The organism is Petrotoga halophila DSM 16923 (assembly GCF_002924615.1).
In genome coordinates this window covers 1-13,276 of record NZ_JALY01000164.1, presented here as the reverse complement: position 1 = coordinate 13,276, position 13,276 = coordinate 1, and the positions used below count along the sequence as shown (strand labels likewise).

General features: G+C 35.5%; 13 protein-coding genes. 2 read left to right on the top strand and 11 right to left on the bottom strand.

From position 1 onward, the window contains the following. The 8 genes from oraE to hcp all read right to left on the bottom strand — a co-directional run. A partial coding sequence (oraE, locus tag AA81_RS08040) for a D-ornithine 4,5-aminomutase subunit OraE (protein ID WP_103898742.1) occupies positions 1 to 1,809 on the bottom strand: 1,809 nt, incomplete at its 3' end. Next, positions 1,757 to 2,143: an ornithine aminomutase subunit alpha gene (locus AA81_RS08035; RefSeq protein WP_103898739.1), complete on the bottom strand. Its 387-nt coding sequence runs from the start codon at positions 2,141 to 2,143 to the stop codon at positions 1,757 to 1,759. The genes oraE and AA81_RS08035, both read right to left, overlap by 53 nt. Further along, positions 2,140 to 3,558, bottom strand: coding sequence for a 2-amino-4-oxopentanoate thiolase subunit OrtB (gene ortB / locus AA81_RS08030; protein ID WP_103898741.1), 1,419 nt, complete (start codon positions 3,556 to 3,558; stop codon positions 2,140 to 2,142). The genes AA81_RS08035 and ortB overlap by 4 nt, the downstream gene beginning before the upstream one ends. Further along, positions 3,551 to 3,853, bottom strand: a complete 303-nt coding sequence (gene ortA, locus AA81_RS08025; protein ID WP_103077699.1) for a 2-amino-4-oxopentanoate thiolase subunit OrtA — start codon at positions 3,851 to 3,853, stop codon at positions 3,551 to 3,553. The genes ortB and ortA overlap by 8 nt, the downstream gene beginning before the upstream one ends. A 14-nt stretch (positions 3,854 to 3,867) precedes the next feature. Next, positions 3,868 to 4,884, bottom strand: a complete 1,017-nt coding sequence (ord, locus tag AA81_RS08020) for a 2,4-diaminopentanoate dehydrogenase (protein ID WP_103898738.1) — start codon at positions 4,882 to 4,884, stop codon at positions 3,868 to 3,870. A 192-nt stretch (positions 4,885 to 5,076) separates the two neighbouring features. Next, positions 5,077 to 6,411, bottom strand: a complete 1,335-nt coding sequence (locus AA81_RS08015) for a TldD/PmbA family protein (RefSeq protein ID WP_103898737.1) — start codon at positions 6,409 to 6,411, stop codon at positions 5,077 to 5,079. Then, the gene (locus tag AA81_RS08010) at positions 6,411 to 7,823 is read right to left on the bottom strand and encodes a TldD/PmbA family protein (protein ID WP_169999692.1); all 1,413 of its coding nucleotides are present in this window, start codon (positions 7,821 to 7,823) and stop codon (positions 6,411 to 6,413) included. Before AA81_RS08010 ends, AA81_RS08015 begins: the two co-directional genes overlap by 1 nt. 145 nt (positions 7,824 to 7,968) lie before the next feature. Continuing rightward, positions 7,969 to 9,600 (bottom strand): hydroxylamine reductase, encoded by a 1,632-nt coding sequence (hcp, locus tag AA81_RS08005; RefSeq protein ID WP_211292680.1) that lies wholly within the window; start codon positions 9,598 to 9,600, stop codon positions 7,969 to 7,971. Positions 9,601 to 9,768: 168 nt separating this feature from the next. Between hcp and AA81_RS08000 the strand changes: the two genes are divergently transcribed. Continuing rightward, entirely contained in the window at positions 9,769 to 10,431 is a 663-nt protein-coding gene (locus AA81_RS08000) for a Crp/Fnr family transcriptional regulator (protein WP_103079064.1), read from the top strand. Positions 10,432 to 10,482: 51 nt separating this feature from the next. Continuing rightward, a complete protein-coding gene (gene fsa / locus AA81_RS07995) occupies positions 10,483 to 11,148 on the top strand; it encodes a fructose-6-phosphate aldolase (protein ID WP_103077692.1) in 666 nt (221 codons plus the stop codon). Position 11,149: 1 nt separating this feature from the next. Here the strand turns inward: fsa and AA81_RS07990 are convergent, their stop codons facing one another. The 3 genes from AA81_RS07990 to AA81_RS07980 form a co-directional block, all read right to left on the bottom strand. Next, on the bottom strand, positions 11,150 to 11,767 hold the full coding sequence (locus tag AA81_RS07990; RefSeq protein WP_103079063.1) for a phosphatase PAP2 family protein: 618 nt from the start codon (positions 11,765 to 11,767) through the stop codon (positions 11,150 to 11,152). A 21-nt stretch (positions 11,768 to 11,788) separates the two neighbouring features. Then, complete coding sequence (locus AA81_RS07985; protein ID WP_245863532.1) at positions 11,789 to 12,967, bottom strand: DUF401 family protein; 1,179 nt, start codon at positions 12,965 to 12,967, stop codon at positions 11,789 to 11,791. A gap of 92 nt (positions 12,968 to 13,059) precedes the next feature. Then, positions 13,060 to 13,276, bottom strand: a 217-nt coding sequence (locus tag AA81_RS07980) for a TCP-1/cpn60 chaperonin family protein (protein ID WP_281256297.1), incomplete at its 5' end; no start/stop codon positions are given.

Sequence of the window (13,276 nt, the reverse complement as noted above, 5' to 3'; positions counted from 1 at the left end):
TTTACCAAAAAATTCAAAAAGCTCTTCATCACTCATCACATCATTCTTTTTGGGAAGTTCTAATTCATCCTTTTTAACAAAAAAAGGTACCTTTGCCTTCAATTCAAGATAAGTCCCTTCTGATGGATGTAAAACGGCAGAATGAATAACATGAATATCTTCGAGTCCCATTTTTTTACATATTTCGACCGCTGCTGCCTTTGCGTATTCTTCAGATTCAGGGATGGTCATGTCCAGTTGTATCCAACCATCATAACTCCATTCAACTTCTGGTTTTATAAGATTATTTTCTTTGTATTCTTTTATTTCTTGCAATCTTTTTTCAACGTTATCACTCTCATCTAACTCGTCAATAAATTGAATCTTTTTTCTATTATGTAAGGTACATCCACCGATTAAATCGCAAGGTTTATCTAATCCTTCAGGCAAGGCGTTGTATCCAAAATGTTCACAAACGGGGGCTATATAATCTTTATCCCTTGGTACTACAGAACCTGCCGCTATTTCTCCATTCTTTTTTCTGGCTATTCCGTCTCCTGCCCTTTCAGGATAGTACCCGTTATCTACAAACATACCGTTTTCCAAGGCCTCAAAATATCCACCCATTTCTATTATTTCTTCGAGCATCAATATAGCTCGCATCTTCAATTCTCTTACTTCTTTTCTAACTTTTTCTTCATCGATTTTGAGGTATTGTTTAATATTATCCGCTGATATCAAGGTGTGTTTAGCGGTTTCTACACCTCTTATAGAATTAACGTGCCAAGGAACATTTCTACCTTCATCGGGAGTAATAGTTGATTGAATGTCTGCTGAAGTTAACCGAGAAATGAGGGTATTTAAAACATGAATCCTTGTGGCATCGAATAAATCAGATTCAATGTACCTTGTGTTCATTTGAGCTCTGAACTTGTAACCTTTAAATAGTTCTCTCAATGTAATTGCGTAGACCAAGTTGATTCTGAACTCAGGAGAAGGTGAAACTACAGGCGGAACGGTTGATAGAGCGATATTTTCTTTTTTCATGCCTACTTTTAATGAAAATAGAGAGTTTATAGCATGTTGGACCAAAAGTTCAGGCATCACGTTTCTAGCTTTTTTAGCAGAAGCGTTCGCGTTATGGGCACCATCTATTTGGAGTATATTCGCCCAAGCCATCACTTTTTTAGCAACTGCGGCATCCACAAAAGATCTTATTGGATTGATACCTCTGTACAAAATATTGTACTGTGGATCCTGGTGAGCTCCATTAACCCCCTCTTCTGCAAACAACACGGCTATTTCAGGGCCAGCTACACCTGAAACATAACTGTGAAAGTTTATTGGTCTACCTACTTCGTCTTCAATTAAATCAAGTGCTTTTCTAGTTGCCCTCAACTGTTTTCTCGTTATTGGTATCCCACCAATACCTTCAGGGGTTCCTTCTATAAGACCGTCTATATGGCTTTGCCCAAGTGTTCTTATGACCATTATATGATCTGCTCCGTGCCAGGCAGCCATGCGCATTCTTCTAACATCTTCCTCAAATCTTCCTGAAGCGATTTCTGATGTTATCACCGTGTCTGGTTGTGGGTCTAAGTTATCAAAGTAATGAGCTGCAGGAAGAGGAATTGAGTTTTTTAGATCCTCACTTATCTCATAGTAATTAAAATCGCTTTTTTTAGTTCCTTCAGGTAATTTTTTTCTCCAAGTCCATCCCTTTCTTCTTGGTGTGTAATGTTCCAAATCATTTAAAATCTCTTCTATGTTGATCCTTTCATTTGGTTGAAGTTTCACTTGTATCACCACCTCTAAAGATATTCTCAACATCATCCCAAAAACGACCGTTTAATAATGCCTCGCCTGCCTCCATTATTCCGATATTTTTTTGTTTTGCAATTTTGTAAACCACATTCCCTGCTCCTTTTGATAATAAATTTTCTTGTACAATCTTATCAACCAACGCCTTTGCCTGAAGGGAATTAAACCCCATTCTCATCAAGACAGACCTTTCTATAGAAGGAGAGGTATGTGTTTCCGCCAAATTTACTAAGGGATCTACTACCTTTTCAACTAATTTCCAAAAATAATTGTCTAATTCCTCATCAGTCATGTTTTGAAGTTTCTTTGACCTTTCCTGAAAGTTATCGGCTCTTTCTTTCATAAAGACTCCTCCCTTACCTTTTTAATCAAGTTTACTACCGACTCCTCATCTTCTCTTATTTCTTCTGATATGAATTCGATTTCTTTTTGAGTAAAATCGGTTTTTCCTAGTCTTTTTATAAGCTGGTTTATATACGATTCTTTCAATTGAGACATTGGAATTTCAATATAACCTATTTGTGAAGGATCTTCAGGTATCACAATTCTTTCCCCTGGTTTATCATCTTTTATTGGATCACCTGATATTACTTGAATCCCATTTTCTTTGGCAAAAGTGAGTTGGGCAGTTGGTAACTTTCCTGCTCCTGTGTATTCTGTTTCGTTTACAACGATTATTTCATCTTCATTCATTTCCCTTGCCAAAGCAAAAGCTGCAACCAACGAGGTATTACCAGCAGGTCCCCTTTGTAGTCCTTCAAGTTTTGCGAGTAATTCAGTCATATAAAAGACTTCCCCTTGAGTTACAAGAACATATCTGTCCATATACCTCAATACCCTTGCCGCATTCCTCGGAACATCAGATCTGTCAGGAAAGACCGCAAACGGGATCCCAAATCCAGTGTGTCCTGTAGTGAAAGACTTTCTATTGAAATCTTTATCGGAAGCCATATGTAAGCCTCTTAAATCAACGCTTGCACCAACAATCTTAGTTGAATAAGCCCCAACCTTTTTTAACCCTCTTGCCGTTCCAGTGGTCAAACCTCCTCCTGCATGGGTACTTACAACAACGTCGGGGAATTTCCCTGTCAATTCTTTGGTTTGATTAGCTATCTCCACTCCCAACGTTTCTATTCCAGCAATGCCGTAAGGTGAGTAAAGCGATGCATTAAAAAATCCTGTTTCTTCAAGAAGAAGAAGGGTATAATAAAATAATTCTGGTCCTACACTTACTTGGACAACTTCGCTTCCATAAGCAGCACACGACCTTTCTTTTTCCAAGATTTCAGGCTGACCAACTCCTCTAGAATCGAAACATTCTTGAATTATAATAGATCTTAAACCTCTTTTAGCTGCTTGAGAAGCTACAGCAGCGCCATAATTACCACTTGTTGCTGCTATAACGCCTTCATACCCTAATTTTTTTGCCATATATACACTTATAGAAGCCCTTCTATCTTTGAAAGAACCGGATGGGTTGGTTTGTTCGTCCTTAACGAAGATCCTTGCACCTTTCCCTTTATCAGACAATTTTTTAATCAACCTGTTTATGTTTTTTAGTTCAACAAGGGGAGTGCCCCCAACACCTGTTTCTTTTTGAATCTTTTCAATTTCTTCAATTGAAAATCCTGACTCATTCATCATCTTTTCGTAATCAAATGCGATTCCTTCTATTTCATATTTAGTGTAATCAAGTCCTACAGATTTTTTGATGATCTCTATCTGTCTTTCCATTACCGCTTTGTAAGATTTATCCATTTTTTTCACCATCCAACAAATCATCCTTGTTAACTTTTAATAATTCGGGAATAGGTTCTCCAAAGTTATGCTCATATCTAGGATTAACTTTTTCCAATTTTCCTTTAACTAATCTCCCAATAGGGGTTCTAATGGTTACGATATCGCCTATTTCAGCCTTTTCATCTTCCAAAAATCCTTTTATTCGAAGCTCAAAAGGTACTTTTTTGGTATCTTCCGGCAAATGTGAAACTCTTTCTTCTGGATTTAAAGCAATGTAATGAATTTGAACCCATTCGCCTTTTTTTATCTCCATAAATCTGACCTCCTTCAACGAACCTCTGCAAGTAAAGCCCTTGGTATTGGTAAATCCACCATAGTTAACAAACCAGGCTGAGCTTCAACTACAGATGGAATCATATTGGTGGCTATGGCAATGGTACCTTTGCCACCCGGTATTTCAGGATTTATAGACATTGAGATATCAGGATCCCCATGAATTGTTATATAATCTCCTGTTTGAACCTTTTCTAATTCAGGATGTACTTGCTGAGGATGTTCAAGTTCTATCAAAAGTTCATTTTTATAAAAGGCCTTTGCAGTATGATTACACCCTGCTACCATCCCTGGTTGAACCCTAACATACTTTGTTTCTCTCAAGACGTTAGAAATGATAGGTTCTCTTTTTTGCTCGATGCGATCAATTTCCCATCCTAAAGCCTTGGCTATCATGTGTATTGACTGTTCAAACCCTATATGACCAACTATCTTTCCGTTTTTTATTCCTTCTTCAAACTCTTCAGGTGTTGTTCCAACACCTTGTGTTTCCATAACCGTTGGTCCAAAAGGCGAAAGATCATTAATTCTGGAAGCCTTAATTCTCTGCACATTCAAACATATTCCTGTCAACGTTATAATTAGTGTATCAAGGACAAAACCTGGATTTACACCAGTCCCTAAAACCGATACATTATGATTCTTAGCAACCTCGTCAATTTCATTTGCAGCTTTTGGATCCTTTGAAAAAGGAAAAGCCATCTCTTCAGCAATGGTAATTACGTTTTTGTTTTCTTTCAATATAGAAATGATTTGATCTTTCACCACCGAAATAAAAGAGTTGGTAGCGATTACAACAAGATCGGGATCAGTTTGCTTAACCATTGTTATAGGATCAACGTAAACCTTTATTCCAATTTTTCCTAACCCCAATAACTCTCCAACATCTTTTTCAATATATTCCTTCCGAAGATCGTGAACACCAACCAATTTTAGATTTTTCTTACTTAATATATTTTTTGCTATACCACTACCCATTGCTCCAAAACCCCAAATGCCTACTTTGTACAATTTAAAAACCTCCTTGCATTGAAATTCCAGGGATGTGTGAAATTTTTTTCATTATCAATTATATCTTACAACATTATGCCTTCTTTCTCAAACCAGATAATTCCCAATTAAAACGAAAAAAAGGCGTTTAAACGCTTTCAGAAGCGATTAAACGCCTTATACTCCTTTTTACACTTCTTTTATCTTTATCTACTATTTACCGCCCACGCTTAAATCCCTTATTAATATAGTAGAACCCGCTACCGAACCCAAATACTTGAAATCAGAACCTATATACTCTAAATTATTCAACAACTCTTCCAACGTTCCAGCTAAGGTCATCCCTCTAAAACTTCTTACAAACTCTCCGTTTTCAATTAATCTTCCACTTATTTGAACAGAGAATCTTCCGGAAACCGGATCGGCGGTATGCATACCCATTATGTTGGTAACATATAGAGCCTTTGGAACATTCAAAATATCTTTTCTTGTCTTGTTTGCGATAAAATGAAGGTTTATCGTTCCAATGGAAGGATTGGGAGATTCTACCGATGCGAAACTGTTACCAGTTGGCTTTGCCCCCAACTTTTTTGCAGAATATATGTTATGTAAGAATCCTTTTAGGATCCCATTTTCTATAACGTTGAATCTTGAAGTATTAGTTCCTTCATTGTCAAAGGAGGCTATGATTGGTGCAGAACCATTCATTGGATCATGTATCAGGGTAACCGATGAATTGGCTACTTTCTCACCTAATTTATCTTTCAAAAAAGATTTGCCTTTGTAAACATTTTCCCCCGACAAAGGGGTTATCAATGTACCTAAAAACATACTAGAAGCAAAAGGACTCATGACAATATCGTATCTACCTGAACTTAAAACCTCTGATTTTAAACCTGATACCGCCATTTCTACAGAATTTTTTACAATGCGGTCTATGTCTATAAGCCTGTAGCTTTGAGATAATTGATAATCAAAACCAAATGAGGAATCTTCTCCTTCAATTGCGGCTAAACTAATCGAACTAGCAGCGTTAGTAAACAAAGCGTTTTTGTATAAACCATTCGTATTGCCAAAATGAATCCTTGTTAAAGCGGTTTCATACTCAGCACCACGGACAAATTTTATCCTTTCATCTTCACTTTTTGCTTTTTTTTCTAGTTCTTGAGCTAATTTCATAACCTCATGTAAATTCATATCCTTTGTGTCTGCATCGAAAGCCCAATCTATGTATGTGAACTCTTCATCATTTGAGATGTCGTTTGCATCATCTTTTTCTGTATATTTAGTCATTTCAATTGCTTTTTCAACTGCTTGCATTATACCTTCTTCTGTTAAAATATTAGATGAAGATGTGGCTGTTCTTCCATCGGAAGAAATAACTTTGATACCTGCTGCTCCCTTTTCTCCTTCAGTTAACTGTTCTAATTTCCCGTTACTGAAAGAAGCATTCTTACTTTCAGTGGAAAACACATTTATTTGTCCTTTAAGACCTTTATCTTTTATCTCTTTCATGGATTTTTCTATAATTGATTTTATATTAGTCATTAATTGTTACCCCCTTTTACTATTCCTCCAACTATTAACTTCGGTATTCTTATAGTAGGTTGAGCATCTGAAACTGGAGCCCCTTGACCGTCTTTGCCACAGGTCCCAACACCATATCCCAAATCATTACCAACCATATCTATGCTTTCTAAGACTTTTAATCCATTACCAACTAAGCTGGCCCCACGAACGGATTGTTTTATTTCACCATTTTCTATAATATAACCTTCATCAACACCGAATTGGAAATCACCACTTATTACATCCACTTGTCCCCCACCCATCTTTCTAACAAATATACCGTATTTTACAGATTTAATTATATCTTCCGGATTATCTTCTCCTGGTAAGATCATCGTGTTTCTCATCCTAACGATAGGTAGAACCATATAAGATTCCCTTCTACCGTTACCTGTGGGTTCGACACCGAATTTTTTGGCAGTTATTTTTGAGTGCATGTATCCTTTTAATACCCCGTTTTCGATTAAAATAGTCCTCTGGGTAGGTGTTCCTTCATCATCGTAATTAAGTGTTCCTCTTTTGTTTTTATCTGTTCCGTCGTCTACAACGGTAATCTTTTGAGAAGCGATTTTCTTTCCAACTTTTTCTCTGTACACAGAACCAGAAAGTACCAAGTCTGCTTCCATACCATGTCCACATGCTTCATGTATCATGGTTCCTCCAGCTTCAGAGGACAAAACAACGGTGAATTCACCTGCAGGAGCATCCACTCCTTCTATTTGTGAAACTACTTGTCTGACGGCATCTTTTGTTACTTTTTCTATCATCTCATCTGTAAAAAATTCAAATCCCATGTTTGCTCCATCGGAAGAATAACCTCTAAACAGATTCCTTTCTTCGTCTTGTGCAAATATTATAGCAGCATAACGTGGATAATTTCTGATATCCTCAACTATTTTTCCTTCTGAATTCACTATTTTTACCTTTCGACTACTATCTGCATAGGAAACGGTGATCTGTTTGATACGTTTATCAGCATTTTTTAGTAATTCTACACCTTTAATAACCTTTTCTACTTTTTGTTCTACTTCTACATTGTCAAAAGGTATTTCAAAGGGTGCAAAATCCCTCTTTTCTGCCTCTTTCAATTCTTCAACCCTTACGATATCATTAGAACTAAATCTTTCGCTTGCATTCTTTCTCAAAGTCTCAGCAAGACTCATAAGATTCTCGTACGTGGGATCATTAGTATGAGCAAAAATCGTTTCTTCAGCTGATACAACTCTTATACTTGCACCTTTTCTACTTGAAAAATTGATTTTTTCAATTTTACCGTTATCGTAAACAATCGAGGTACCGTAAAAATCTTCATAGAAGATTTCTGAATACTCTCCCCCTGATGAAAGAGAATGGTTTAAAATCTCTAAGTATTGAGCATTACTTAAATTCACTTCTATCCCTCCTATAAAAAGTTAGCAATCCTTCCTTTTATATTATATCATATTTATTCCTGTTGGAACTTGTATTTGTCTCAGTAATTGTAATAATTAAGAAAAAAGGCGCCAAAAATTGGACGCCTTTTATACGAAAAATTATTTATATAGTTTTTATATCAAAAGTTTTTGCAACCGTCTCCAAAACATTTGGTGATAGAAAGGCCGGTAGTGTTGGACCTAATCTTATTCCCTTTACTCCCATATATAACAATGATAATAAAACAGTTACGGCTTTCTGCTCGTACCAAGCTATGTTGTATTCAATGGGTAGTTCGTTTATATCCTTTAAATCGAATGCTTCTTTCAATTTTAAGGCCGTTAAAACTAAAGAATAAGAATCATTACATTGCCCTGCATCTATAACCCTTGGTATTCCATCAATATCCCCTAAATCAAGCATATTGTACCTGTACTTGGCACAACCAGCGGTTAAAATAACGGTGCTTTTTGGAAGATTTTTGGCAAAATTAGTGTAGTATTCACGATCTTTGTTTCTTCCATCACAACCACCCATGACGTAAAATTTGGTTATTTTACCAGATTTTACTGCCTCGACAATTTTATCAGCAACTTTAGCTGTTTGTTCATGAGCAAATCCAATGGTTATAGTTTTTCCATCTCTTTTTTTGATGGGGCCAATTTCGAGTGCTTTTTGTATTACAGGAGCAAAATCTTTTTGACCATTCTTTTTTCTATTTGGTATATGTTGAACCCCTGGCCATCCCACAAGTCCGGTTGTGAAAATTCTGTCTTTGTAGGAATTTCTTGGCTTTTGAATACAATTCGTTGTCATTACTACAGCTCCACCAAAATCTTCAAACTCTTGTTGTTGCTTCCACCAAGAACCTCCAAAATTACCGGCTAAATGTTCGTACTTTTTTAATTCGGGATAGGCGTTTGCCGGTAGCATTTCTCCGTGGGTATATACTTTGATTCCTTTACCTTTAGTTTGTTCTAAAATTTCATACAGATCCAAAAGATCATGACCACTGACTAGAATAGCGGGTGTTTCGTATGTCCCTGTGTAAACTTGGGTTATTTCAGGATTTCCAAAGGTCGAAGTATTTGCCTCATCTAGTAAAGCCATAGCGTTTACCCCATATTCGCCAACTTTCAGTACTAAATTTATTAATTCATCAACGGTGATATCTTCACGTAGGGTTTCCGCTAAAGTCTTTTCGATGAATGCAAGTATATCTTCGTTGAAGTGTTTTAAGATATAGGCATGATCGGTGTAAGCAGCCACTCCCTTTAAACCAATTACAAGAAAGTTCTTAAGCGATCTTATATCCTCGTCTGATTCCGATAAAACACCTACTTCAACAGCTTTATTTAAGTATTCGTCTTCATTGTTATCCTTAGGATTCCATACTGCGGCATCAGGTACTTTTTCCTGAAATTTTTCGTTGTATTTTCTTTCATAAACTTCTTTGAATTTATTTTCTATAATTCTTCTTTTATCTAGTGCTTTATCAATGTATCTAGCTATTCTTTTTACATCAAAATTAACATTAGTTATTGTTACAAACAAGCCTTCTGCCACAAAAAGGTCAATACTTTCATCTTCTACGTCCAATTCTCTTGCTTTATTAGCCCAATAGGAAATCCCTTTTAGTATATAAATCAATAGATCCTGCAAGTTTGAAGTTTCTGGACTTTTTCCACATACACCTTGAGCCACACAACCCTCATTTCTTAAGGTTTCTTGACATTGATAACAAAACATCTCCATTCGCTTTTTTCCTCCTTACTAAGATTTTATTTGTCTTGACACTTAAACTTTTCTTTATTTAAAGAATTTTGAATTCCCTTTCATTTTAAGTATAATTAAATCGGAGTAATTTTGTCAGTAACAAATGTTACGCACGTTGTTTTTTAAAAATTTTGAGGTGATTGAATCGTGGATAACTATATTGATAGACTAGGTAAATTAAAGATATTTAAAAATTTTTCAAAAGCCGAATTGATGAAAATTTTTGGTAATGTTCGCTATTCAATTAAAAATTTTTCAAAAGGTTCCCTTATCCATACTTCTGGGGAAAAAGTTGAAAATTTAATGATCTTAATCGATGGAGAAGTTATCACAGAAATGGTTGATTTTAATGGGAAAATTTTAGAAGTAGAAAGGATAAAATCTCCGGAGATTTTAGCTTCTGCCTTGTTATTTTCAAAAGATAACTTACTACCTGTTGATGTTTTAGCGGTTAAAGATGTTGCTATTCTATATATTGAAAAAGGAGATTTGATAAGATTGTTTCAAGGTAACAAGGCTCTTTTACTCTCTTTTCTTGAAGATATAGGCGAAAAGTTTCAGTTCGTAACTGCAAAATTACGGGCGAATTCTTTTCATACAATCAGAGAAAAGATTACAATGTATCTTTTAAATCTTTACCATCAGCAAAATAAATCCAGCGAGTTAACTATACCTCTAACTTTAGAAGAGTTAGCTAATTTATTTGGTGTAACAAGGCCTTCTCTATCGAGGGTATTTTCAAAGATGCAAAAAGAAGGTTTGTTCGTTAAAAGTGGGGATAAAATAATCTTAAAGAAATTGAAGAATTGATTATGCTATAATTGTTATGACAAAACTCAAAGTAGGGAGGGAAATTTAAGAATGGAAATTTTTTTAGACACTGCAAACATAGAAGAAATCAGAAAAGGTGTTGCTTGGGGAATAGTTGACGGCGTGACAACTAATCCTACGTTGGTTTCAAAAGAGAATGCCGTATTTGAAGAAAGGATCAAGGAAATTTGTGAAACTGTAAAAGGACCGGTAAGTGCCGAAGTGGTATCCACCGATTACGAAGGAATGGTAAAAGAAGCGAGGGAAATAGCAAAGTTAAGTGAATTTGTGGTAGTTAAAATACCTTTGATCCCTGATGGAATTAAAGCGATAAAAACTTTATCCAAAGAAGGTATTAAGACCAATGCAACTTTAGTTTTTAGCCCTTTACAAGCTCTTCTTGCAGCCAAGGCAGGAGCTACATACGTGAGTCCTTTCATTGGTAGAATGGATGACATAGGAAACACCGGAATGGATATAGTAGAAGAAATTGAAGTTATCTTCAGCAATTACGGATATGAGACAAAAATTATCGTGGCTAGTGTTAGACATCCTCAGCATGTTTTGGAAGCTGGTCTGATTGGAGCAGATGTTGTTACTATGCCTTTTGAAGTACTTGAGAAAATGTTCAAACATCCCATGACGGATATAGGTCTTGAAAGATTTTTGAATGATTGGAAGAAGTATCAAGATTATCTAAAAAGCAAAAATAATTAACTTAAAAATAATAGACATAAGACGCAGTATAATACCCCAGGAAAGAACCAGCTACCACGTCCGAGAGCCAATGCACATCTTCATAGATGCGAGAAAACGATATAGTTGATGGTATAATATAAATCCACCAACTATATTCTTTCGCATATGGAGTGTATACCGACCAGGCTATTGTTGAATGTCCCGAAGGAAAAGAGGTATAAGTCGCCCCTTGAGTAAGGGAAGCAAACGGATTGAATGAGAATGAACCGTCTTCAGCATAAGGTCTTTCTCTTCCAACGACAATTTTTGTTAGCAAGGTTATTCCTCCGCTAATAACGGAAGATATAATAGCTTCTTCAGATACCTTTTTTAGTGTATAATCGTTTGTAAGATAACCAACTGTGTATCCCACCACGGGTGTTGCAACAAGAAAGTAATAATCATATGTAGTTAAGAAATTAGAAATTATATCCAGATAAGAATTGGTATTATTCTTAACAAGGTTTCTGCTTAAATCATCTAAATTTAGTGTGAACATAGTTGTCTTGGTACTTGGTTCAGTTACTGTATCTTCAGCGGTAACTATACTTGAAAAAACAAGAATCACTACTAAGAAAAGTATAAAACGTTTTTTCATGTTAATTCCTCCGCCTTTTGATCAAAAGATGAAAAGTAGCATTACTACAAGATATCCTATTATAGCACAAAAAATGGGAATGATTATTTTTTTTATTACACTAAACATATCGACTTCAAAATATTTTGATGTAAGTAAAAGACAGAGATGAACAGGTGATAGAAGAACCCCCAATACAGAGAAAAAATATGTGGTTATCGCAACCGGCACCAAAGAAATAACTCCCGCTTCAACGAACGACAAAGCTATCGGCATTGTAACCGCAAAACCTGCCTGAGTTATTCCAGTTATCAATCCTATAATAATCGGAGAGATCATTATTATCCACCATGGACTTACTCCCCACGTAGTTAGATTGTCTACAAAATCGTTGGATAAATTTGACACAGTTACAAAATTTTTGTACCAAAAAACAAACAATAGCAACAACACAGTTTCCCATCTTATATTTAGTAGATCTTTGTAGTTTTTATGATAAAAAGTATATATTAAAGATACCGTTAAAACAACAAGCCAACCAGGTAAAGAAGCAATTACTCCAACGATTATAATTAATATTGGGAGTATAGATTCAAAAAGTTCTTTCCATAATTTTTTGTCTCTTTTTAGACTGATTTTACCATTTTTGAAGTAGATCCAACCACCAATAATTGCAAATAATCCTATGGGAAGTTGTATTAACAATAATTTTGTTAAACTTATTCCCGTGAGAGCACTTTCTAAAATTAATGCTGGATACAGTATCCAAAAAAATTCCATACTGTGCCTGAACCAATAGTTCATTGCCGTAGCTTCAACTCTATTAATGTTGCTTTCATCAGCTATATCTTTAACCATCGGTGCAGTGAACATAGCTCCTCCCGGCATGGGTAGTAATCCCAGCATCATAGGCATCAATCCTACTGCCTGTCTTGAATTGAATAATGTTCTTATGTTTTTGGCAAACTTCTGTGAGTTTCCAGTTGCCTTCATAGTATCCGATAGTAGATATATTCCAAAGATAACAACAATCACTTCGTAAAAATCGCTTTGTGTAATAGTTTCTAGGAAACTACTACCAATATAATTCAAATTCAAAGAAACTAGTGCGGTTACAATTGTTGCAATAAGAATAGCCCAATGGACTTTTTTTATCAATTTTATAGATATCACCATACTAATTAAACCTGATAATATGGAAACTACAGCCAAATCTTTCACCCCATTTTTTGTTAGTGAAACTTACTATTTTATTATACCATAAAAAAACGTGCCATATACAATGGCACGCCTGTTTTTATTACTGTCTAAATTTAGTACATATCTGGTGTTGCTGGCATTTCTGGACCTTTTTCTTCTTTTGGTTCTTCTGCTACTAAAACTTCTGTTGTTAGAAGCATGGAAGCAATCGACGCAGCATTTTGAAGTGCACTTCTTGTAACTTTAGTTGGATCAATTATTCCAGCCTCAAACATGTTAATGTATCTTTCTTTTAGTACATCAAATCCATATTTTGGATCATCTTTTTCG